This is a genomic window from Ruegeria haliotis, from assembly GCF_013377785.1.
Lineage (GTDB): Bacteria > Pseudomonadota > Alphaproteobacteria > Rhodobacterales > Rhodobacteraceae > Ruegeria > Ruegeria haliotis.
Window position 1 is genome coordinate 466077 of sequence record NZ_JABXWT010000002.1, and the last position, 21429, is coordinate 487505.

The 21429-nt window shown below is 58.1% G+C and carries 22 protein-coding genes; 16 read left to right on the forward strand and 6 right to left on the reverse strand.

Features of this window, described 5'->3' with window-relative positions; translation table 11 throughout:
* Positions 1-87 precede the first annotated feature (87 nt).
* Entirely contained in the window at positions 88-1134 is a 1047-nt protein-coding gene (gene queA / locus HW561_RS07300) for a tRNA preQ1(34) S-adenosylmethionine ribosyltransferase-isomerase QueA (protein ID WP_176863673.1), read from the reverse strand.
* A 44-nt stretch (positions 1135-1178) separates the two neighbouring features.
* Positions 1179-4553, reverse strand: a complete 3375-nt coding sequence (locus tag HW561_RS07305; protein WP_235962830.1) for a YhdP family protein — start codon at positions 4551-4553, stop codon at positions 1179-1181.
* An 80-nt stretch (positions 4554-4633) separates the two neighbouring features.
* Here HW561_RS07305 and HW561_RS07310 point away from each other — a divergent pair, with 80 nt between their 5' ends.
* From HW561_RS07310 to HW561_RS07345, 8 genes are all read left to right on the forward strand, one after another.
* A complete protein-coding gene (locus tag HW561_RS07310; RefSeq protein WP_176863177.1) occupies positions 4634-5095 on the forward strand; it encodes a peroxiredoxin in 462 nt (153 codons plus the stop codon).
* Between the two features lie 89 nt (positions 5096-5184).
* The gene (locus HW561_RS07315) at positions 5185-6003 is read left to right on the forward strand and encodes a ferritin-like domain-containing protein (RefSeq protein WP_176863675.1); all 819 of its coding nucleotides are present in this window, start codon (positions 5185-5187) and stop codon (positions 6001-6003) included.
* Positions 6004-6178: 175 nt separating this feature from the next.
* Positions 6179-7504, forward strand: coding sequence for a DUF5930 domain-containing protein (locus tag HW561_RS07320; protein ID WP_176863179.1), 1326 nt, complete (start codon positions 6179-6181; stop codon positions 7502-7504).
* On the forward strand, positions 7494-7994 hold the full coding sequence (locus HW561_RS07325) for a bactofilin family protein (RefSeq protein ID WP_176863181.1): 501 nt from the start codon (positions 7494-7496) through the stop codon (positions 7992-7994). The genes HW561_RS07320 and HW561_RS07325 overlap by 11 nt, the downstream gene beginning before the upstream one ends.
* A gap of 129 nt (positions 7995-8123) precedes the next feature.
* Positions 8124-8933: a M90 family metallopeptidase gene (locus tag HW561_RS07330; RefSeq protein WP_176863183.1), complete on the forward strand. Its 810-nt coding sequence runs from the start codon at positions 8124-8126 to the stop codon at positions 8931-8933.
* A 210-nt stretch (positions 8934-9143) separates the two neighbouring features.
* Positions 9144-9833, forward strand: a complete 690-nt coding sequence (gene aqpZ, locus HW561_RS07335; RefSeq protein WP_176863185.1) for an aquaporin Z — start codon at positions 9144-9146, stop codon at positions 9831-9833.
* 203 nt (positions 9834-10036) lie between these two features.
* Positions 10037-11326, forward strand: coding sequence for an isoprenylcysteine carboxyl methyltransferase (locus HW561_RS07340; RefSeq protein WP_176863187.1), 1290 nt, complete (start codon positions 10037-10039; stop codon positions 11324-11326).
* 172 nt (positions 11327-11498) lie between these two features.
* On the forward strand, positions 11499-12341 hold the full coding sequence (locus tag HW561_RS07345) for an alpha/beta fold hydrolase (RefSeq protein ID WP_176863189.1): 843 nt from the start codon (positions 11499-11501) through the stop codon (positions 12339-12341).
* A gap of 41 nt (positions 12342-12382) precedes the next feature.
* On the opposite strand, the gene HW561_RS07350 is transcribed toward HW561_RS07345, so the two are convergent.
* Positions 12383-12940 (reverse strand): peptidylprolyl isomerase, encoded by a 558-nt coding sequence (locus HW561_RS07350; RefSeq protein ID WP_176863191.1) that lies wholly within the window; start codon positions 12938-12940, stop codon positions 12383-12385.
* Positions 12933-13439 (reverse strand): peptidylprolyl isomerase, encoded by a 507-nt coding sequence (locus HW561_RS07355; RefSeq protein ID WP_176863193.1) that lies wholly within the window; start codon positions 13437-13439, stop codon positions 12933-12935. The genes HW561_RS07350 and HW561_RS07355 overlap by 8 nt, the downstream gene beginning before the upstream one ends.
* Positions 13440-13572: 133 nt before the next feature.
* On the opposite strand from HW561_RS07355, the gene HW561_RS07360 reads away from it, so the two are divergent.
* The 7 genes from HW561_RS07360 to HW561_RS07390 all read left to right on the forward strand — a co-directional run bounded on the left by HW561_RS07360 (position 13573) and on the right by HW561_RS07390 (position 19903).
* Entirely contained in the window at positions 13573-14763 is a 1191-nt protein-coding gene (locus HW561_RS07360) for a phosphoglycerate kinase (RefSeq protein ID WP_176863195.1), read from the forward strand.
* Between the two features lie 71 nt (positions 14764-14834).
* Entirely contained in the window at positions 14835-15179 is a 345-nt protein-coding gene (locus HW561_RS07365) for a lysozyme inhibitor LprI family protein (RefSeq protein WP_176863197.1), read from the forward strand.
* 176 nt (positions 15180-15355) lie between these two features.
* Positions 15356-15655 carry an FtsB family cell division protein gene (locus tag HW561_RS07370; RefSeq protein ID WP_176863199.1) on the forward strand — a complete coding sequence of 100 codons (300 nt, stop codon included), beginning with the start codon at positions 15356-15358 and terminating at the stop codon, positions 15653-15655.
* A 176-nt stretch (positions 15656-15831) separates the two neighbouring features.
* Positions 15832-16821, forward strand: a complete 990-nt coding sequence (pdhA, locus tag HW561_RS07375) for a pyruvate dehydrogenase (acetyl-transferring) E1 component subunit alpha (RefSeq protein WP_176863201.1) — start codon at positions 15832-15834, stop codon at positions 16819-16821.
* A gap of 15 nt (positions 16822-16836) precedes the next feature.
* Entirely contained in the window at positions 16837-18198 is a 1362-nt protein-coding gene (locus HW561_RS07380; protein WP_176863203.1) for a pyruvate dehydrogenase complex E1 component subunit beta, read from the forward strand.
* Positions 18199-18212: 14 nt separating this feature from the next.
* Positions 18213-19505 carry a pyruvate dehydrogenase complex dihydrolipoamide acetyltransferase gene (locus tag HW561_RS07385; RefSeq protein WP_176863205.1) on the forward strand — a complete coding sequence of 431 codons (1293 nt, stop codon included), beginning with the start codon at positions 18213-18215 and terminating at the stop codon, positions 19503-19505.
* A 155-nt stretch (positions 19506-19660) separates the two neighbouring features.
* Positions 19661-19903, forward strand: a complete 243-nt coding sequence (locus HW561_RS07390) for a hypothetical protein (protein ID WP_176863207.1) — start codon at positions 19661-19663, stop codon at positions 19901-19903.
* A 17-nt stretch (positions 19904-19920) separates the two neighbouring features.
* Here the strand turns inward: HW561_RS07390 and cysE are convergent, their stop codons facing one another.
* Entirely contained in the window at positions 19921-20730 is an 810-nt protein-coding gene (cysE, locus tag HW561_RS07395) for a serine O-acetyltransferase (protein ID WP_176863209.1), read from the reverse strand.
* Between the two features lie 83 nt (positions 20731-20813).
* Between cysE and HW561_RS07400 the strand changes: the two genes are divergently transcribed.
* Complete coding sequence (locus tag HW561_RS07400) at positions 20814-21152, forward strand: TraR/DksA family transcriptional regulator (RefSeq protein ID WP_176863211.1); 339 nt, start codon at positions 20814-20816, stop codon at positions 21150-21152.
* On the opposite strand, the gene HW561_RS07405 is transcribed toward HW561_RS07400, so the two are convergent.
* The gene (locus tag HW561_RS07405; RefSeq protein ID WP_176863213.1) at positions 21133-21429 is read right to left on the reverse strand and encodes a DUF7742 family protein; all 297 of its coding nucleotides are present in this window, start codon (positions 21427-21429) and stop codon (positions 21133-21135) included. The two genes, HW561_RS07400 and HW561_RS07405, sit on opposite strands and share 20 nt — an antisense overlap.

The following is a 21429-nucleotide window of genomic DNA, read 5'->3' on the forward strand; positions in this document are numbered from 1 at the left end:
TGAATTGAGACTCGTTTTGCGATCAAAGAACGCCTTGGTCGCGCTTGTCTACGACATTCCCGGAATTTGATCCTGTGAACGCGGCCCTCAGGGGATCAAAAGCGACGCATCGCCGTAGGAGAAGAAGCGATACTTCTGATCAATGGCATGGGCGTAGACATCGCGCATCCGGTCCTGCCCCATCAGGGCAGAGACCAGCATCAGCAAAGTGGACTTCGGCAGATGGAAATTGGTCATCAGCGCGTCGGTCACATGGAACTGAAAGCCGGGATAGATGAAAATGTCCGTCTCGCCCTCCCACGACTCGATTGCGCCGCTGCTCGCCGCACTTTCGATCAGACGCAGCGCTGTGGTTCCCACAGGTATAATCCGCCTGCCGGCAGCTTTGGTGGCCCGGATTTCTTCGACGGTCTCGGCACTGACACGGCCCCATTCCGCGTGCATCTTGTGCGTCGTCAAGTCCTCGACCTTGACCGGTAGAAAGGTTCCGGCACCGACATGAAGGGTCACATGGCTGAAGGTGACACCCCGTTCGCCCAGCGCCCGCAACAGCGGCTCATCAAAATGCAGGGACGCGGTCGGCGCCGCCACCGCGCCTGAATTGCGCGCCCAGACCGTTTGATAATCAGTCTTGTCCTGCTCGTCCGCCGGGCGTTTGGCCGCAATGTAGGGCGGTAAGGGCATCGCACCAGCCTGTTCCAGCGCGGCATCGAAATCCTCACCACTCAGGTTGAAGCGCAGATAGGCCTGCCCGTCTTCCACCCGTTCCAGAGTTGCACTCAACTGGTCCGAGAATACGATCTCTTCCCCCAGCTTCACCTTTTTCAAAGGTTTGATCAGGGACGCCCAGGTGCCATCGGCCTGAGGTTCCAGCAAGGTCGCCTCTATCCCGGCCGACACCGCACCCTGCGCGCTGTTGCGGTGACGGCGACCATTCAGCCGCGCCGGAATCACGCGTGTATCGTTCAGTACCAGCCGGTCACCGGGTTGCAACCATTCGGTCAGATCGAACACATGATTGTCCGTAACCATATCCCCTTGCGCCACCAGCAGACGTGCGGACGACCGTGGGTTGGCCGGCCGGGTGGCAATCAGATCATCGGGCAGGTGGAAGTCAAAATCGCTGAGTTTCATGCGCGCGCCATACAAGGCCGTAACAGATTCGGCCATATGTCGGTTCAACGGTCGCTTAGCGGCGACCCAAAGGTGCGCTTGGGTTCGTCCGGCTTCTGCGATTGCGCATTAGGCCCGTCCGAAACAGTTGGGGCCGGAGCCCGCAGCAAGTTGCGCAGGAACAGCGGCGCCAGACCCGACAAAGGGTTCACAGATACCTTTGGATTGGTCAGTGGCCCTTTCAATGTGTAGTTGAAGCCGATAACCCCTTCCCCCTTGCGTGTGAACACACTGCCAATCGCATTCACCAGATAGATCGGAGAGATCGCTCCGCGTAGGTTCAGCATTCCTGCCACAGTGTCGATCGTTCCGTCAAAGGACAGACCCATCGAGGGGCCAACGGCGCTGCCGCTCAGCACCTTGATTTCTGTCGGGGTGATCCGCATCCGGCTGTCGATGGTCGAGAAAAAGATACCCTGCCCTGCCATTTCATCAATTAAACCCACCAAGCTGATCGCGTTAAGCAAGGCCGCCATGGCCGGTGCGTCGGTGATCCGGGTGTTGAGGATCTTTAAGATCACATCATAGTTCCCTGGTGACGTCACCGGCTCGAGCTGCAAATCAAGGCTGCCGTCGCGCGCCTGCGTCAGCACCCCGGCAGCCCGCAGGACGGCACCTGCGTTTCCAGACGTCAGAGTGACAGCGCTGCGCTTACCCCGCGGAGTAACCTGTCCGCGCACAGCAGCACTGCCATTGACCTGGGCCGTAAAGGCGCCGTTGACGCCCCCGGTGGTTTCGAACGCGCCCTTGAACCCCGTCAACGCGATTGTTTCCGTGACCTGCAACCGATCCAGCGTGACATCCAGCTTTGGTCCGGCACCGGATCCACCGCCCGCACCGCTGCTTTCGCCAAACGTCGCGCGCCCCATATTCAGGACACCGCCCAAAACGCGAATGTCCGGAACCGCCGCACCCCGCCCGACCAGTTCCGCCGGAACCGCCAGCCAATCACCCAGATCAAACGAGCTGAATTGCACGCGGTCAAAATCACCGCCGTCCCGGAATGAGATCGACGCCAAAGTCCGCAGGCCGGCAGCCTCTAGCCGAAGGGAATCGACACGCAGCTGATCACCCAGCGTCGCCTCGGCCGTCAACGTTCCGCTGGTGCGCGCGCTTTTGCTCCAGCCCAGTTCAGGAATGGCCAGCGCGACGCCAACCAGATCGGAAGAAGCAGAGAGTTTCGGAGGTTCGCCCGCTCCGATACCCAAAACGATATCTGCTGTGCCCTGCCCAGTCAGCATCCCCTGTGGCAAGCCTGCGTTGATTTCGTTCATCAGACGCGGCGACAGCTCGATCTGACCAGTCAACTCGCTGCGTTGCGCCGTCTTGCCATCGATCGGCTGCCGCCAGAGCGCTTGAATGGGCACGTCGCCAAACAACCCCTGCCCCTGAATCTGAACGCCGGTTTGATCCCCGCTGAGATCCAACAGATCCGCGCTTACCGAAAACCCCGGCACCAACCGGTCGCTCTTCAGGTTGCCCAGATCCCCGTTGAAGTGAAACTGCGTGTCTTCAAACTGCAGTCCTTTTTTCAACGGCAGAGACAGTGTTCCTGACAACCCGACAACCCCTTCAGCCAGATCTACCGGCAACCCGGCCTTGGTCAGCAATTCCAGCGGTGGGCGGTCCAGCAACGACAATGCTGCTGTCACACTGCCCGCTGCATTGATCCGCGCGATGGCAGGTGCGGACTTCTTGATGTCAGTGTCGGGAATGATGAAGGACGTCCCGGATGCGTCTACTGCACCACCCTCGTCCGCGATCACCACACCACTTTGCGCGGTGACAGTAAATCTGCGGTTGATCAGGCTGGCCTGCCCCTGCGCACCCTCGACCGGAGGCAGCGTTTTGGCGAATCTGACCTTGGCCTTATCGAACCCGAAATCCAGATAGATATCCGGTTTGGAACCAGGCCGCAGACGCAGGGCAAAGTCCATGTCCGAAAGCTCACCCTCGTACAGGTTCTGCGTCACCCACTCGCGGGGTTTCGGCGCCAGACGTTCCGGCCAATAGCCCAGAACCTGATCGGACGTCATACGGTCCAGATGGGCGTCCAGATCAACGGCCCAACCGTCGGGCTGCCCGACCAACGTGCCGGACGCGCGCACCCGGTGATCAGGATCATCAACCGTCATCTGACCAAGGTGCAGCCGGAAGGGCGCAAACTTCATCTGAAAATCCAGATCCGCCTGCGTCAGTTCCAACGCCTCAGGAAACAGATTTGCGGGATTCACGTTGATGCCCGTCAGGCGCAGCTGAGCCGCCAGACTCTCCAGCACGCCGTCTTCTACCCCGTTCAGGAAGGCTTTGCCCCCGGCTTGCACCGACCCCCATGCGGACACCACCGAAACTTCGTTGAAATCCAACGCCTGCTGTACGGGATCATAAGTGAAATAGGTGCGCGCCGATTCAAAAGGAATGGGACGGGTTTCAGGGTTGGGTTGTACCGCACCCGCAGCCAGATTGAGCGTCGCAAACAAGGGACCAAGGGCACCGTCATCATCAATGCTGCCACGCAATGCACCCGAGATCGGGGCATTCAAAACCTGCAACCAGGCCAGAGCGGGGCTTTGCCCGGCAATGTCCTCGGCGGGCAGGTCCGTGATGGTAACACCGAACCGTGCCGCGGGCGTCCCCAACACACTGGTATAATTCGCTTCGATTTCACTGGCGTAGTCCCGACCAGCAAGAACAGAGAATCCGGTCGCAAGACGCACTTCACTGGCTGTACGGGTGGCCTGAATGTGCCCGCCGTCCAGAATCCAGGATCGCCCCAATCGCAGATCACGAAAATCAAGCGTGATTGCATCCAGCTCTACCGATGTCAGTGCCGATAATGCCGGCGACAGGAAAACCTGATCCGAGGATTCGATAAGCTGTGCGAGGTTCGGTGCCTCCTGCACCGGCGCGCTGTCAGCTCCGACAGTCAGGGTCAAAGCTCCGTCTTCATCGCGTGTCAACGATATCTGTGCCCCACGCAGGATAATGCGCTTGGGCCGGACATGGCCCCGCAGCAAGGGCCGCATGGCAAGGCTGGCCCGCATGTCGGACACCTGGGCAATCTGTTGCCCTGCCGCATCGCGGATACTGACATCCGTTAGCCGCAGACGGGGTCGCCAGCCTTCGTGGATGATGAAACTGACATCGCCAAACCGGATTTGCAGTCCTCCCAGGCTCTGCTCAAGCCGGGCCTCGACCCGGTCGCGCAACCAGGCCGGGGCGTGCATTCGTTGACCGATAACCATGAAACCCGTGAAGAGCGCCAGAAAAACAAGCAGCAGCGCGCCCCGCATGGCCCAGAGCCCAGCGGTGCGGCGGCGCGAGCGACGGCGCGGGGGTTTACCCGCTGTTCCCTCACCTTCTTGTTGCTGCTGAGCCAATTTGTTTTCCGCGCCTTTCAACCTGCCCGTGTCGCCCTATGATGTCGGGCAGCCCTTATAAACCTTTAGCGGAGTTTCCAATGCCCGACGTTTCAGACATCGCCCCCGATTTCACGCTGCCACGCGACGGCGGCGGCGAGGTGACATTATCGGACCTGCGCGGCGGCACCGTCGTTCTGTTCTTTTATCCCCGCGATGATACGCCGGGCTGCACCAAGGAATCCATCGGTTTCTCGGAACAACTTCAAGCCTTTGCCGATGCAGACACTCAAGTTTTCGGCATCTCGCGGGATACTGTGGCCAAGCATGACAAATTCGTTGCCAAACATGGACTGACAACGCCGTTGCTGTCGGATGAAGGATCGACCGTGTGTGAGGACTATGGCGTTTGGGTGGAAAAGAATATGTACGGTCGCAAGTCCATGGGGATCGAAAGGTCGACCTTTGTGATTGATGGCGAAGGCCGCATCGCGCGCGTCTGGCGTAAGGTCAAGGTGCCCGGACATGTAGACGAGGTATTGGAGGCTGTGAAGACCCTGTAACCTCCTCTCGACCTACGTCGCCATCCGGTTTATGTCCCGCCCTGACGTATGACAGGCGGAGCAAACCAGTGCCCAAAACACTGACCCAGATGGCGACCGAGGTTCTGACAACTGCAGACGGACAGGCAAAGACCGCCCTATCCAAGCAGCATGCCGCCGCATGGTTTGCCTCGCGCAAGGGCGAAGCCCCTGAAATCGAAGTTGGCACGGCGACGCCGCCCATGTCCCCCGCCCGACCGGAACAGCCGGAACTACTGTCCCCCCGCGACGTCCCGAAACGCCGACCCGGCACCGAGGCCGGGCGTATCGCGTTGCTGCATGCCGTCGCGCATATCGAGCTGAACGCCGTCGATCTGCATTGGGACATCATCGCGCGGTTCGGACATGTGCCCATGCCCATCGGGTTCTATGACGATTGGGTCAAATGCGCCGAAGAGGAATCCCGCCATTTCGAGATGGTTTGCGAGTGCCTGAAACAGATAGGCAGTTTCTATGGTGCCCTGCCCGCCCATGCCGGTATGTGGCGCGCCGCCGAAGACACTGCCGACGATCTGATGGGTCGCCTCGCCGTCGTGCCCATGGTGCTTGAGGCGCGCGGTCTGGACGTCACCCCCGGCATGATTGACATCTTCCGCAAAGCAAAGGCAGAAGACGCCATCGCAGCGCTCGAGATCATTTACGCCGAAGAGGTCGGCCATGTGGCGTATGGATCAAAGTGGTTCCATTTCCTGTGCGGTCGCGAAAATGCCGATCCCAAGGATGTGTTCCACCAGCTTGTCCGCCACTATTTCCACGGCGTATTGAAGCCACCGTTCAACGAGGAAAAACGGGCCGAGGCAGGCCTGCCGCCCGACTTCTATTGGCCGTTAACCGAGGATCTGCCAGCGCCGGGCGCAGCCTCGAAATGATCAATTTCGGGTGATTTCGGCAATTTCTCGCCGATAACATGCGGGAATTCTCTGGTCTTCGCTTCGAATTGGTCAACAAACTTGCCCGAACGCAAATGCCCCTTTATGCAATCGGCCCAAGGGGCGGCGATCCACTCACGACCGGTCCCGATCTTGGGGATGAGAGGGAAGACGCGTGAGAACACGTCTGGCAATAGAATTACACTCACTATTCGAACGGTTTTTTCCGGAACGCCGGTTGTTTCTGAAGTCCGACAACGACACACGGTTCATCCGCCTCAGCTCGGAAACCCAGGTGGCTGCCGTCGCTGGTGTCGCGGTCATGGTTGGCTGGACGGCTATGGCAACCGCGATCTTGCTGATGGACAGCATCGGGTCGGGCAATTTCAGGGAACAGGCCAAGCGCGATCAGGCCACCTATCAGGAACGTCTTAACATCCTGTCGGGCGAACGCGACATGCGCGCCCACGAAGCACTGGCAGCGCAAGATCGGTTCAACGCGGCGCTGGAACAGATTTCAGCCATGCAATCGGAACTGCTGGCCTCGGAAAACCGTCGCCGTGAACTGGAAACCGGGATCGAAGTGATCCAGACTACTCTGCGCGCCACCATGAAGCAGCGAGAATCGGTTCGAACCGAATTGGCTGAGCTGCAGCAAGAGACCGGCGGCACGGACATATACATGGCCGCCGTCGCCAACCCCGCCCAGATGGAATTCATGACCGAAGCGCTGTCGCGCACGGCTGCGGAACGCGATCAGATCGCCTCGGATGCGCAGGACGCGTTGAGTCAGCGGGACGATCTTGAGCTGGAAATCCAGCTGATGCAGGAACGCAGCGACGAGATATTCCGCCAGTTGGAAGAAGCCATGGTGATCTCGGTCGAGCCGCTGGACAAGATGTTCCGCAAGGCTGGCATGCCCACTGATCGCATCATCGAAGAGGTCCGGCGCGGATATAGCGGTATGGGCGGTCCGTTGACCCCTTTAACGTTCAGCACACGCGGTGAGGAGCTGTCGGCAGACGAAGTCCGCGCAAACACATTGCTAAAGCAGATGGACCAGTTGAACCTGTATCGTATTGCGGCGGAAAAGGCCCCCTTCGCCAGCCCAGTACGCGCTGCGGTCCGCTTTACCAGCGGCTATGGCACCCGACGCGACCCGAAGACCGGTGGACGTCGCATGCATAACGGGACAGATTTTGCTGGCCCTCGCGGCACAGACATCTTTGCAACTGCCGATGGCGTTGTCTCCCATGCGGGCTGGCAATCCGGTTTTGGCAAGCTGGTCAAAGTCAAACACGCCTTCGGGATTGAGACACTTTATGCTCATAACAGCAAGATCAACGTGAAGGTCGGCCAAAGGGTCTCGCGCGGGGATCATATTGCTGATATGGGTACCACCGGACGGTCGACCGGCACACATCTGCACTATGAGGTGCGTGTGAACGGAAAACCTGTTAACCCAATGACTTACATCAAGGCTGCGAGAAATGTTTTCTAAAAGCAAAATCAACGAGCCCGCATCCAAGGCACCTGAGGCGGCCAAACCTGCCGCTCCGGCGACCCCAGCGGCCCCTGCCCCCGCCGAAACCAAGGCCAGCACGCCGCCCAAGCCCAAGCCGCCCGCGTCGGTTCTGTCCTCGGACCTGCACATCACCGGTAACATCAAGACGACCGGTGACATTCAGGTCGAAGGCACTGTCGAAGGTGACATCCGCGCGCATTTGCTGACCATTGGCGAAACCGCCACCATCAAAGGTGAAGTCACCGCCGATGACGTGGTGATCAATGGCCGTATCGTGGGCCGTGTCCGGGGCCTCAAGGTCCGCCTGACCTCGACCGCGCGGGTCGAAGGCGACATCATCCACAAGACCATCGCCATCGAAAGCGGTGCGCATTTCGAAGGCTCGGTCCAGCGTCAGGACGACCCCCTGAATCCGGGCCGCAGCGCGAAACCCGGTGCCAACCCGGCAGCGGAAGTTAAACAGTAACTTCGCCTGCCAGATGAATGCTTGGACGCCGTGGGTAATCCTGCGGCGTTTTTTATTGGGCTTTCCATTCGCAATCGCCGCAAGACGATTTGAGTTCCAAGGTGGGATTGATCTGGATAAAGTCATCCCATGCTGATTTTCTTCATAATTCTCTTATTGATCGCGGGCGTTGTGATCTTTCGCTTTTGGTCCAAGAGACAAGCGCGCGAGATGCTGCTTGCGACCGCACTAACGGACCCTCAACGCCGTATCATTGAAGCCGAGGTTCCGATTATTCGACGTCTGCCACCAGAATTGCGCGAGCAGCTGGAGGGCAAGATGAACCTGTTTCTGGATCAGGTCAGGTTTTTTGGCTGCGATGGTCTGGACGTGACAGAAGACATGCGGCTGTCGATTGCAGCGCAGGCCTGTCTTCTCGTCGCCAACAGCGACTTATGGTACGATAATCTGACGACCATCCTGATTTATCCCAACGCCTTCAAATCCCGTCAGAGCAAGCACAGCGGATTTGTCGTGACCGAAAAGGAAATTGTGCGCACGGGAGAAAGTTGGGATCGCGGGCCAGTGATTTTGTCTTGGGCACACAGCAAACAAGGCGCGATGAATGACCGGGACGGACAAAACGTCGTGTTTCACGAGTTTGCCCACCAGATCGATGACTTGTCCGGTGGCACCAATGGCGTTCCCGTCCTGAGCGCCGGGCAGAGCTTTGCCGAATGGGAGCACGTCTTTGTCACAGCGTACGACGCCCATGTTCAGGCCGTTGAAAACGGACAACATACTGTCATCGACCCCTATGGATCAGTGGGCCACGAAGAGTTTTTCGCTGTTGCGGTTGAGGTGTTCTTTGAAAGGCCCCGCGCTTTGAAGGATGACGTTCCGGCGGTGTACGATCAGCTGGCCAAACTGTTTCACCTTGACCCCATAGCGTGGGCTTAACGTTTCCAAGGCCGCCAGCCATGTCAGACCACCTTCGCCCAGCGGCCAAGGTGTTTAGTGTCAGGTGGGCTTTCTGCCCCATATTGCGCTTGCCTTCGCAACTATCTTTGCCGGTGACAAAAGATCGACAAAAATCCCCGTTCCTGCTTAGTTTAACAAAAGGTATTTTTTGAATTACAGTTAAACCTATTGTTTTGCGGAGGAGTTTTCATGTCATCAAAACTAATGGCGGAGTTTTTCGGCACCTTCTGGCTGGTCCTTGGTGGCTGTGGCAGCGCGGTGCTGGCGGCAGGTGTCGCCGATGTCGGCATCGGATGGCTGGGCGTGTCACTGGCCTTTGGTCTGACGGTTTTGACCATGGCTTTCGCAGTCGGCCATATCTCGGGCGGGCATTTCAATCCAGCCGTCAGCCTTGGTCTGATGATCGGCGGACGCTTTCCGGCAAAGGATCTGCTGCCCTATTGGATCGCCCAGGTGATCGGCGCGATTGCGGCAGCAGCCGTTCTGTATCTGATCGTCAGCGGAGCGCCCGACTTTACCGGCGTCGGCGGCTTTGCGTCGAATGGGTATGGCGAGGCGTCACCCGAAGGGTATTCGATGATGTCGGCACTGGTGATCGAGATCGTGATGACCGCCTTCTTCATCATAATCATCCTTGGTGCGACCTCTGATCGTGCGCCAGCGGGTTTCGCCCCGATCGCCATTGGTCTGGGTTTGACGTTGATCCATCTGATATCGATTCCGGTGACCAACACATCTGTCAATCCGGCGCGCTCGACCGGTGTGGCCCTGTTCGCCGACGGCCCTGCCCTTGCCCAGCTTTGGCTATTCTGGGTCGCTCCGCTGGTCGGCGGTGCCATAGGGGCGTTGATCTGGAGAGCCATGGCGCCTGACGAATAGAAACTCGCCAAAGGTGCCACCGTCCAGGTGGCGCCTTTTGATCCACGCGCACCCAGTTGGTTTGGCCGCGCGTCAGCTGCACCCTCAGCAATTTGAACTCTGCATGACACACATCGTGCAACTTTCCGACACTTGGAAACTGACCGGTTGAATTCCGCGAAAAAGCCGGGAAAATCCGGCCTCATGTGTGCGAGTAATAATTCATGACATCTCGATCCGGTTTCAAACGACCCGCTTCGGCAATCCCGGCAACATCCGGCCTGATCGCCATGATCAGCATTCCGGTACTGCACTACCTTTGGCCGGACATGCCCAGCATCTCGGATCGAGATCAAACCGTGATGTTCGCCTTGTCAGTTTTCGGACTGCTGGCCTTGTCCGAGATATTCTTTGCCAAAATCCACAAAAAACCGGGCAGCGGACTAGTCTACAGACCACAAAACTTTTTCGATCCTGTCTATATTCAGGACCTACAGATCAAGCTGGTCGGGCTGGCGACAAGTGCTGGCCTGCTGGCACTGTTTTATTGGTCTGCGGATTTATACCGGGGGGATTGGTATACACCGTTCTTCTCGCTGCTGGCAGACTATTGGGGGCTTATCCTCGCGCTTGTTCTAACGGTCGTAACTTCGGTGCATTTCATGATGCGCCACCCGCGCGACGGGATGTGGCATCTGGGCCGGGTCGTTCTAACCTTGGGCCGCCAGTCCATTCGTGCGCGCGGCCTTAAGGTCTATCTATTAGGCCTTGCCGTCAAAGGATATTTCCTGCCGCTGATGTTCTGCTATCTGGTCTATGACTGGGCGTTTTTTCAATCCAGATCGCTGTGGGCTGCGTCTGATTTCCCCGAGGTTTATGAATACCTCTTCAGGTTCTCGTTCTTTCTGGACCTGACCGTTGTGGTCATAGGCTATGCCACGGCCACGCGACTGCTGACATCACATATTCGGTGGACAGAAACGACAGTCAGCGGATGGATGGTCTGCCTCATCTGCTATGCGCCGTTCTGGCAGGTCTTGTCGCGAGACTACTTCAACTACGTTCAGGACGATTTCGCCTGGGGCGCGTGGCTATGGGACTATCCGGTTATCTACACGATCTGGGGCAGTACAATACTGTTCTTTCTGGGGATCTACTGCCTGACCGCCGCCCGTATGGGCCTGCGGTTTTCCAACCTCACCTATCGCGGTCTGGCCTGCGATTTCCCCTATAACATCAGCAAACACCCATCTTACATCAGCAAGAACATAAGCTGGTGGCTGGTGTCCATTCCTTTCATCGCAGTGGATTTCTGGACCGGTGTTGCCAACTGCATCGCCTTACTGGGCGTGAATTTCATCTATTTCATGCGCGCATGGCACGAGGAAAGATGCCTGTCACAGGCCCCTTCTTACCGAGCCTACAAACGTCACATAAACGAAAACGGCTGGCTTGCGCGTGTCAAAGGCCTCGTGTCCGGATCGGCGCCGCAGACCTCGAAAGAGATCAATTGAAACACACACCCTGACTGAGTTCCTGAACATCTGGTGATCGACGCCTTCGTCGGGCCGGGTGTCGATCAAAAATATAATCCTGCCCTCTTTCCCATTTCTGTGGCTATCATTGCCCTTATCCGCGCTCAGCAGGGCAAATGCCCCTGAGCGATCATGTTACAGGGAGAGAAAAATGCTGAAACTGGCAATCCCATTGGTACTCGGCTGCATGGCAACCGCAAGCTGGGCCGAGGACATATGGCTGACCATTCCACAACCGCCAGAAATGCCCGAGGCGACCTCCACCGGTCTGGCCGATGTCAACGGTATCAAGATGCACTACGCCACTTATGGCAAGGCAGATGACACTCCGATCCTGTTGATCCATGGCGGTTTGGCCCATGGTGACATCTGGGCAGCACAGGTGGCGGATCTGTCCAAGGATCACACAGTCATCGTGGCAGACACCCGCGGCCATGGACGGTCGTCGAATGATGGCAGCGACTACAGCTATGATCTGCTGGCACAGGACTATCTGGCCTTGCTGGATCTTCTTGAGGTCGATCAGGTGCATTTGGTGGGATGGTCGGACGGTGCCAATATCGGCTACACGATCTCAAGCTCGGCGCCTGACCGGCTGGCCAGTCACTTTGCACATGCCGGGAACGTCACACTTGATGGCATCGACCCTACGGTCGAGAACAACGAGGTGTTTGGCGCTTATGTTGGCATGATGGCCGAGGATTACAGCAAGATGTCGCCCGCGCCCGACGGGTTCGACGCCTTTCTAGGCGGGGTCGTAGCCATGTGGGGAACCGAAAAACCCGGAGGGATGGAGGCTCTGAAATCCATCACAGTTCCGACTTTGGTCGTGCAGAGCGAACGTGACGAAGCCATTCTGACCGATCATTCGAAGGCAATCGCGGATGCTATTCCGGAAGCCAATCTATTGATCCTTGATGGTGTCAGCCATTTTGCGTCATTTCAAGAACCTGAAATGTACACACAGGCGATCCGCAGCTTTATCGACCAATAGAGGGTGAACCCGGCGCCACGATCGGCGCCGGGTCACATGTCTTACTCGGTAACGGTGACTTTTTTCATCACGTCAGGCTGCCCAACAACGGCACCGTTCTGACCGGCGCCGAGCTTGATGGCATCGACAATATCCATCCCATCCGTGACCTGTCCAACAACCGTGTATTGGCCGTCCAGAAACGGACCAGGCTCGAACATGATGAAGAACTGCGAATTGGCGCTGTTCGGATCCTGCGACCGCGCCATGCCCACGACACCGCGATCAAAAGTGGTGTCCGAGAATTCCGCTGGCAAATCCGGACGCTGAGATCCGCCACGCCCGGCGCTGCGGATATCGAAGTTCTCGGCGCTCTGGTCACCGAACTCGACGTCTCCGGTCTGCGCCATGAAGCCTTCGATCACGCGGTGAAACACAACGCCGTCATACTGACCTTCACTGGCCAGCGCCGCGATCTGCTCAACGTGCTTTGGGGCAACGTCATCGAACAGGTCGATGGTGATGGTGCCATTTGCGCCTTCGCCTTCAACCTCAATCTCCAGACCCGTGGCCAGCGCGGGGCTGGCCAGCAGGGCAAAAGCGGCGGCCAGCTTACGCATCTGCAGCCACCTTGACACTGATCATGCGATCCGGGCTTGCAGGCGGTTCGCCACGAACGATGGCGTCTACGTGCTCCATCCCGTCGATAACGCGGCCATAAACGGTGTATTGACCATTCAGGAAATGGTTGTCGCTGAAGTTGATAAAGAATTGCGAGTTGGCCGAATCCGGGTTTTGCGAGCGTGCCGCACCCAGTGTGCCACGATCATGCGGCAGCTTTGAAAATTCCGCAGGGACGTTCGGCAAAGACGATCCGCCAGTGCCTGCCATACGCAGGTTGAACCCGTCTTCCATGTCGCCATGCTGCACATCACCGGTCTGCGCCATGAAGCCGTCGATAACGCGGTGAAAGGCTACGTTGTCATATTCGCCCGAACGCGCCAGTTCTTTCATCCGTGCGCTGTGCTGGGGTGCCACGTCTGGCAGCAACTCGATGACGACATTGCCGCCGCTCAGCTCAACGATGATTGTGTTTTCGGGATCCTTGATCTCGGCCATGTGGCCCTCCTGTCGTTTAATCTTGGGCAATTACCTATTCGCAGGGCGCACGAATGCCAAGTGACGCATTGACCTGAAGGCAAAATGCAGGAAAAGAACCGCCTAATCGGTATCAAATCACGAGGATTGCGCGATGGGCTGGAAAACGCTGGACGATATGGACCTGAATGGCAAACGCGTGCTGGTGCGCGTCGATATCAACGTGCCGATCGTGGACGGCGTCGTAACCGACGCAACCCGCATCGAACGCATCGTTCCGTCGGTTCGGGATATCCTTAAGGCAGGCGGCAGGCCCATCCTTCTTGCTCATTTCGGCAGACCCGGCGGTGAACGCCGCGAGAACCTGTCGCTGAAACAGTTGGTACCCACACTTGAAGCCGCGTTTGGTGCCAAAGTTCTGTTTGCCGCCGATTGTGTTGGCACCGAAGCGGAGCTGGCCGCGCAGGAACTAAAACCTGGTCAGGTTTTGTTGCTGGAAAACACCCGCTTTCACGCAGCCGAAACCAAGAACGACGCTGATCTGGCCGCGGGCATGGCCCGGCTGGGAGATGTCTATTGCAACGACGCCTTCTCGGCCGCGCACCGCGCCCACAGCTCGACCGAGGCCATCGCGCGCCTATTGCCCGCCTGCGCTGGTCGCCTGATGCAGGCCGAACTGCAAGCACTGGAAGGCGCTCTGGGTGCGCCCAAACGACCTGTCACTGCCGTTGTCGGGGGGGCAAAGGTGTCCACCAAGCTAGAACTGCTGGGCAACCTGATCGACAAGGTCGACTATCTGGTGATCGGTGGCGGCATGGCCAACACCTTTCTGGTCGCCAAAGGCGTGAACGTCGGCAAATCACTGGCCGAGCGCGAGATGAAAGACACCGCCGCTGACGTGCTGGCCAAAGCGGAGACTTCGGGCTGCACGATCGTTCTGCCCACTGACATCGTTGTCGCCGAAAAATTCGAAGCCAACGCTCCGCATCAGGTTCTTCCCGCAGATCAGTGCCCGGACGACAGCATGATCCTGGATGCCGGTCCCGACAGCGTGGCCGCAATCTCGGACATCTTCGCCCAAAGCCAGACATTGATCTGGAACGGCCCGCTGGGCGCGTTCGAGCTGGAGCCATTCGATGCGGCCACCAATGCGGCGGCCCTCAAGGCTGCTGCGTTGACCCGGTCCGGTCAGTTGATCTCGGTTGCTGGTGGTGGTGACACAGTTGCAGCCCTGAACGCCTCTGGCGCGGCGCATGATTTTTCCTACATCTCAACTGCGGGCGGGGCGTTTCTGGAATGGATGGAGGGCAAAACCCTTCCGGGTGTCGCAGCGCTGGAGAAATAGTACCAGAAACCCGGCTTTTGCCAGTTTCAAAGAGCCCATGGTAGAATCTCCCTTTCAGTCGGAGATTTACCATGAGAGCTTTTACGACCTTCCTGGCGGCCCTCATCCCTGCTTCGTCCGCCGCGCAATCCAGTTGTGGCGGCCAGACCCAGGTCGACGCCAACTTTTGCGCCAAGGAACAATGGGAAATTGCGGACCGTGAGTTGAACCTCCTCTGGAAAGAGATCAAGCCATTGGCAGATGCGCGCGGAAACGGTCAAACCTTGCTGGAAGAACAACGCACCTGGCTAAAACGTCGGGATGCGACCTGTGATCAGGAACTTGCAAGCGGTGGCAGTGCCGCTGCTATGTTCTATTGGACCTGCATGGAAGAACAGACACAACAGCGCAATCAGGCGCTGGGTGCATGGCGCTGAGCCGGCTGCGTCCATGCGCGGACGCTTGGACCCTCATCTTCGCAATCGTATTTTTGATCAAAGTCCGAAAATTGGCGAATCAGGGGATTCACATCCCGAATCACCTGTGACATAGTGCAGGCAGAGGCCCGCAAAGGGCCCGTTTTTGAGGCAGACTTCATACGGCGGTAAACAGAGTGTCCCGTTCCCATCGGCCCGGTTTGGGCTCAGTCGTTTTCTTTTCGGTGGCTTTCATGCTGGGTGTGTATTTCACCTTTGCCGCCGTGCAGGGCGACTATGGCCTGTTCAGACGGGTCGAAATCGCATCGGAACGGGACGCCCTGTCACGCGACCTGGCCTCTCTGAGTTCTGAAATTACCGAGATGGAAAATCTGACCCGTCGCCTGTCGGACACCTATCTGGATCTTGATCTGCTGGATCAGCAGGCCCGTTCCGTCCTTGGCATGATCCGCTCGGATGAAATCGTCATTCGATAGTCGGGTCTCGACTCTATTATGAAAAACCTTGCCTTCCGAGATGTTTGCCTGCGTTTCCCAAGCTGGATTCCGCAGCTTCTGCCGCTGCGTCACATTTCCCCTCGCCAGAAAGCGCCAAATGCTTTATGAGATAGTTTAACGCTAAACTATCTGTCCGGAAGGGGGAGACCGCCACGATGGCCGCGCGAAAAACCACAAAGAAACCAAATGTTTCTGCGGAAGAGCTTACCACCTATTACCGCGAGATGCTTTTGATCCGCCGATTCGAGGAAAAAGCTGGTCAGCTTTATGGTATGGGTCTGATCGGCGGCTTCTGCCACCTTTATATCGGGCAAGAAGCTGTTGTTGTTGGCCTGGAGGCCGCGACCAAAGAAGGCGACAAACGCATCACCTCCTATCGCGATCACGGTCACATGCTGGCCTGCGGAATGGAACCGGGCGGCGTGATGGCCGAACTGACCGGGCGCATCGGCGGTCTGTCCAAAGGTAAGGGCGGTTCGATGCATATGTTCTCGAAAGAGAAACACTTCTATGGCGGCCACGGTATCGTAGGCGCGCAGGTTCCCTTGGGTGCGGGTCTGGCATTCGCCGACAAGTACAAGGGAAATGGCGGCGTCACGTTTACCTATTTTGGCGACGGTGCGGCCAACCAGGGCCAGGTGTACGAAACCTTCAACATGGCGGCGCTTTGGGAATTGCCTGTGATCTTCGTGATCGAGAACAACCAATACGCCATGGGCACCGCGCAATCGCGTTCAACCTCGACCAAGGACATCTTCCACCGAGGCGAGGCCTTCGGCATCCCGGGCGAGATCGTCAACGGCATGGACGTGATGGCGGTCAAGGAAGCCGGTGAAAAGGCCGTTGCGCACTGCCGTGCGGGCAAAGGCCCCTATATCCTCGAGGTCAAGACCTACCGCTATCGCGGTCACTCGATGTCTGACCCGGCCAAGTACCGTACCCGCGAAGAGGTGCAAAAAGTCCGCGAACAAAGCGATCCCATCGAACATGTGCGCGAATTGCTGCTGTCCGGCAAACACGCGAGCGAGGATGACCTGAAGGCGATCGACAAGGAAATCAAAGAGATCGTGAACCAGGCCGCCGAATTCTCGAAAGAAAGCCCCGAGCCGTCGCTGGACGAGCTCTGGACCGATATCTACGCCTGAGAGGACGAATAAGACATGGCAACCGAAATTCTCATGCCCGCCCTTTCTCCCACGATGGAAGAAGGCACATTGGCCAAATGGCTGGTCAAGGAAGGCGACACCGTATCCTCGGGCGATATCATGGCCGAGATCGAAACCGATAAGGCAACGATGGAGTTCGAGGCTGTCGACGAAGGCATCGTCGGCAAGATCCTGATTGCTGAAGGTTCCGAAGGGGTCAAGGTGAACACCCCCATCGCGGTATTGGTCGAAGAAGGCGAAGACGCCTCCGCCCTGCCCGCGGCAGCAGCGGTTGCCGAAGCCGCCCCTGCGGCGGTTGAGGCACCCGCTCCGGCGGCATCAGCACCCGCAGCGCCGGTGGTCGATCATTCACCGGACTGGCCTGCAGACGCCGAGATGACACAACAGACCGTGCGCGAAGCGCTACGTGATGCGATGGCCGAAGAAATGCGCGGTGACGAAGACGTCTACCTGATGGGCGAAGAAGTTGCCGAATATCAGGGCGCTTACAAGATCTCTCAGGGTCTGCTGGACGAATTCGGCTCCAAGCGCGTTATCGACACTCCGATTACCGAACACGGTTTCACAGGCATTGCCGTCGGGTCTGCCATGGCAGGCCTGAAACCGATTGTCGAGTTCATGACCTTCAACTTCGCCATGCAGGCGATGGACCAGATCATAAACTCGGCCGCCAAGACGCTTTATATGTCTGGTGGACAGATGGGATGCCCCATCGTGTTTCGCGGCCCCAACGGTGCCGCAGCACGCGTGGCGGCCCAACACAGTCAGGACTACACAGCCTGGTACATGCAGGTACCGGGGCTCAAAGTGGTCGCGCCTTATTCAGCGGCGGACGCCAAAGGCTTGCTGAAATCCGCTATTCGCGATCCCAATCCAGTAATCTTTCTGGAAAACGAAATCCTCTATGGCCGCTCGTTCGACATGCCTCAGGTGGATGATCTGACCATCCCGCTGGGCAAGGCCCGCATTTGGCGTGAAGGCTCGGATGTGACCATCGTCAGCTTTGGCATCGGCATGCAGCTCGCGTTGGAAGCCGCTGACAAACTGGCCGAGGACGGTATCAATGCCGAGGTCATCGACCTGCGCACCATCCGCCCGATGGATACTGGCGCGATCATCAACTCAGTGATGAAAACCAACCGTCTGGTGACCGTCGAAGAAGGATGGCCCCAAGGTTCAGTTGGCAGCTATATCTCGTCCGTGGTGATGCAGGAGGCGTTCGACTATCTCGACGCGCCCGTAATCACCCTCACCGGTAAGGATGTTCCGATGCCTTACGCTGCGAACCTCGAAAAACTGGCGTTGGTGACCACGGATGAAGTGATCGCTGCCGTCAAACAAGTGACCTACCGGTAAGGAGCGACAGACAGATGCCCACCGAAATTCTGATGCCCGCCCTTTCACCAACGATGGAGGAAGGCACGCTTGCCAAATGGCTGGTCAAGGAAGGCGACACCGTCTCCTCCGGTGACCTGCTGGCCGAGATCGAAACCGACAAAGCCACGATGGAATTCGAGGCCGTTGACGAAGGAACTATCGGCAAGATCCTGATCCCGGAAGGTTCCGAAGGGGTCAAGGTCAACACCGCCATCGCGGTTCTGCTGGAAGACGGCGAAAGCGCCGATGATATCTCGGCAACACCCCCCAAGGCTCCTGAGGCGGCACCAGCCGCTGCGGGTAACGAGGCTGCGACACCCGAGGCGCCAGCCCCTGCCCCGGCGGCTCCGGCCAAGGCAGATGGCGGACGGATCTTTGCCTCACCGCTGGCTCGTCGCATAGCGGCCCAGAAGGGCCTCGATCTGGCTCAACTGTCGGGTTCGGGTCCGCACGGGCGCATCGTCAAGGCGGACGTCGAAGGCGCGATGGCGACAGCGCCGGCAGCAACACCGGCGCCAGCGGCCGCAGCTTCCGCTCTGGCTGCAGCCCCAACCGGGCCGTCGGCGGATATGGTGGCCCGCATGTACGAAGGCCGGGACTACCAAGAGGTCAAGCTGGACGGTATGCGCAAGACCATTGCTGCCCGTCTGGCCGAAGCCAAGCAAACCATTCCGCATTTCTATCTGCGCCGCGATATCAAGCTGGACGCGCTGCTGAAGTTCCGCAGCCAGTTGAACAAACAGCTGGAATCCCGTGGCGTGAAGCTCAGCGTCAACGACTTCATTATCAAGGCCGTCGCCAACGCGCTGCAACAGGTTCCCGAATGCAACGCCGTCTGGGCAGGTGATCGTGTTCTGCAACTTAAACCATCCGACGTGGCTGTAGCCGTCGCAATCGAAGGTGGTCTGTTTACTCCGGTCCTGCAGGATGCCGACACCAAGTCGCTGTCAGCTCTGTCAACCGAGATGAAAGACCTTGCTGGTCGTGCCCGTGAACGCAAGTTGGCGCCGCATGAATATCAGGGCGGCACCTTCGCGGTCTCGAACCTGGGCATGTTCGGCATCGATAATTTCGACGCCATCGTGAATCCACCCCACGCGGGTATTCTGGCCGTCGGCACTGGCGCAAAGAAACCCGTTGTCGGCGACGATGGCGAGTTGACCGTCGCAACGGTGATGTCCGTGACCATGTCGGTTGATCACCGTGTCATCGACGGCGCGCTTGGCGCTCAACTGCTGCAAGCGATCGTCGACAATCTGGAAAACCCCATGGTCATGCTGGCCTGATCGGGTTCAAAACATAAGCCCCGCCATACCGATCACCGGCGGGGCTTACCGGATCACTGCACAGATGTGAGCAGGCGTGATCACCCAAATCGTTGCCCAATTAGGTCCATGGACCCACCTTTTTGCATGTAAGTTCTACGTGCCGAAGGTGTCTCATGACCGTCCCGAATTCAGCCAAGATTCTTTTGTTGTTGTCACTGCTGACCGTGATGGCCCCTGATGCCACACTTGCAAAGCCCAACGGCTATCCGGGGGAAAACTCGACCTTCAGGCCGCTTGATCCTGCCGTGGCCGCACAGCGGAAAGCAGATCGCGAAAAACGTATCGAACTGCGGAAAAAGCGGCGCGAGGAGCGTCGGCTCAAGCGGCTGAACAAGAAGAACAGCCGCTCAAAATAAACCTGCAGAAGGTGGTATTACTGGTCTTTACCCAGCATGTGATCCATCGAGATCGAAGGCTGATCGCACCCGGCCTCACCGACAATTTTTGCCGGAATACCTGCCACGGTCTTGCAGGCGGGAACCTCTTGCAGGACCACTGATCCAGCGGCGATGCGGCTGCAAGGGCCCACCACGATGTTGCCCAGAACTTTGGCGCCGGCGCCGATCAGAACACCATCGCCGATCGTGGGGTGGCGCTGTTCCTCTTCCTTGCCGGTCCCGCCCAACGTCACCGAATGCAGCATCGAAACATTGTCGCCCACCACTGCCGTTTCACCGATCACGATGGAATGGGCATGGTCGATCATGATGCCTTTGCCGATCTTCGCGGCCGGGTGAACGTCGATCCCGAAAATCTCGGACGAGCGCATCTGGAAGAAATAGGCCAGATCGTAGCGACCTTTGCGCCACAGCCAATGGGCCACGCGATAGGCCTGCATGGCCTGATAGCCTTTGAAATAGAGGATCGGCTGCAAAAGCCGGTGGCAGGCTGGATCGCGTTCGTAAACTGCCATCAGATCGGCCCGCGCGGCTTCGAGCAAGGTTGGATCGTCGGCATAGGCCTCATCCACGATCTCACGCAGAACCATCATCGACATTTCGTTTGAACACAGCTTGGCCGCGACCCTGTAGGACAGAGCCCGCTCGAGGCTGCGGTGATGCAGGATACAGGCATGCACAAGACCGCCCATCAGCGGTTCCTTTTCTACGGCCGCGTTGGCCTCAGATGTGATGCGATCCCAGACCGGGTCGACGGATGTCACGTGGCTGCGCGTTTCGAACATGGTTTTGATCCTTTGCTGCGCCTAGAATGCCATTTAGTGACAAAATTACCAAACGCAAACCCGTGAACCGTGGTGCAACAAAAATGAATGAGAAAAAACGCGCCTATTTCGAAACGCGTATTCGCGAACGGATGGCGGAATTGGACGATCTTTCCACCTCGGGCCAGCAAGCTCAGGCGATTGTCGAGCTTGATCAGCAGGCCGTTGGGCGACTCAGCCGGATGGATGCGCTGCAAAATCAAGCGATGGCAAAGGCGCAGCAGGCCAATCGCGATCTGGAAGACCGCCGCCTGCAAGCTGCATTGATCCGCATTCGGGAAGACGAATACGGATATTGTGAAGACTGTGGTGACGAGATTCCAGACCGGCGGTTGGATCTGGATCTGGCCGCCAGCAAATGCATCAGCTGTGCTTCCGGTTGATGTGAAACCGGACCAGATGGCGTAAAACCAACTCAAAACACTGACAATATTGCACATCATCAAAGCCCGGCTCATCAACCAGAACCCGGTTGCGTGCGGTCGCCATCAGCGAACCATTTCCATACAACGGATGCAGCCGCCCGGTTTGCCCCACATGTACATCAGCAAGTTCGGCCTCGGTGATCATCCGGATGCACAGGCGGTCGCGTTCAGGCTGCGGCGCGGCTAGCAAGGCGCGCGCCGCAGAACTGACATCACCATGAAGAACAGGGCGCAT

Excerpts from the sequence above, each read along its gene's own strand:
- queA (WP_176863673.1), bottom strand. The coding sequence starts at position 1,134 with ATGAAACTCAGCGATTTTGACTTCCACCTGCCCGATGATCTGATTGCC.
- HW561_RS07310 (WP_176863177.1), top strand. The coding sequence starts at position 4,634 with ATGCCCGACGTTTCAGACATCGCCCCCGATTTCACGCTGCCACGCGAC.
- HW561_RS07315 (WP_176863675.1), top strand. The coding sequence starts at position 5,185 with ATGGCGACCGAGGTTCTGACAACTGCAGACGGACAGGCAAAGACCGCC.
- HW561_RS07325 (WP_176863181.1), top strand. The coding sequence starts at position 7,494 with ATGTTTTCTAAAAGCAAAATCAACGAGCCCGCATCCAAGGCACCTGAG.
- HW561_RS07330 (WP_176863183.1), top strand. The coding sequence starts at position 8,124 with ATGCTGATTTTCTTCATAATTCTCTTATTGATCGCGGGCGTTGTGATC.
- aqpZ (WP_176863185.1), top strand. The coding sequence starts at position 9,144 with ATGTCATCAAAACTAATGGCGGAGTTTTTCGGCACCTTCTGGCTGGTC.
- HW561_RS07340 (WP_176863187.1), top strand. The coding sequence starts at position 10,037 with ATGACATCTCGATCCGGTTTCAAACGACCCGCTTCGGCAATCCCGGCA.
- HW561_RS07345 (WP_176863189.1), top strand. The coding sequence starts at position 11,499 with ATGCTGAAACTGGCAATCCCATTGGTACTCGGCTGCATGGCAACCGCA.
- HW561_RS07350 (WP_176863191.1), bottom strand. The coding sequence starts at position 12,940 with ATGCGTAAGCTGGCCGCCGCTTTTGCCCTGCTGGCCAGCCCCGCGCTG.
- HW561_RS07355 (WP_176863193.1), bottom strand. The coding sequence starts at position 13,439 with ATGGCCGAGATCAAGGATCCCGAAAACACAATCATCGTTGAGCTGAGC.
- HW561_RS07360 (WP_176863195.1), top strand. The coding sequence starts at position 13,573 with ATGGGCTGGAAAACGCTGGACGATATGGACCTGAATGGCAAACGCGTG.
- HW561_RS07365 (WP_176863197.1), top strand. The coding sequence starts at position 14,835 with ATGAGAGCTTTTACGACCTTCCTGGCGGCCCTCATCCCTGCTTCGTCC.
- pdhA (WP_176863201.1), top strand. The coding sequence starts at position 15,832 with ATGGCCGCGCGAAAAACCACAAAGAAACCAAATGTTTCTGCGGAAGAG.
- HW561_RS07380 (WP_176863203.1), top strand. The coding sequence starts at position 16,837 with ATGGCAACCGAAATTCTCATGCCCGCCCTTTCTCCCACGATGGAAGAA.
- HW561_RS07385 (WP_176863205.1), top strand. The coding sequence starts at position 18,213 with ATGCCCACCGAAATTCTGATGCCCGCCCTTTCACCAACGATGGAGGAA.
- HW561_RS07390 (WP_176863207.1), top strand. The coding sequence starts at position 19,661 with ATGACCGTCCCGAATTCAGCCAAGATTCTTTTGTTGTTGTCACTGCTG.
- cysE (WP_176863209.1), bottom strand. The coding sequence starts at position 20,730 with ATGTTCGAAACGCGCAGCCACGTGACATCCGTCGACCCGGTCTGGGAT.
- HW561_RS07400 (WP_176863211.1), top strand. The coding sequence starts at position 20,814 with ATGAATGAGAAAAAACGCGCCTATTTCGAAACGCGTATTCGCGAACGG.
- HW561_RS07405 (WP_176863213.1), bottom strand. The coding sequence starts at position 21,429 with ATGCGCCCTGTTCTTCATGGTGATGTCAGTTCTGCGGCGCGCGCCTTG.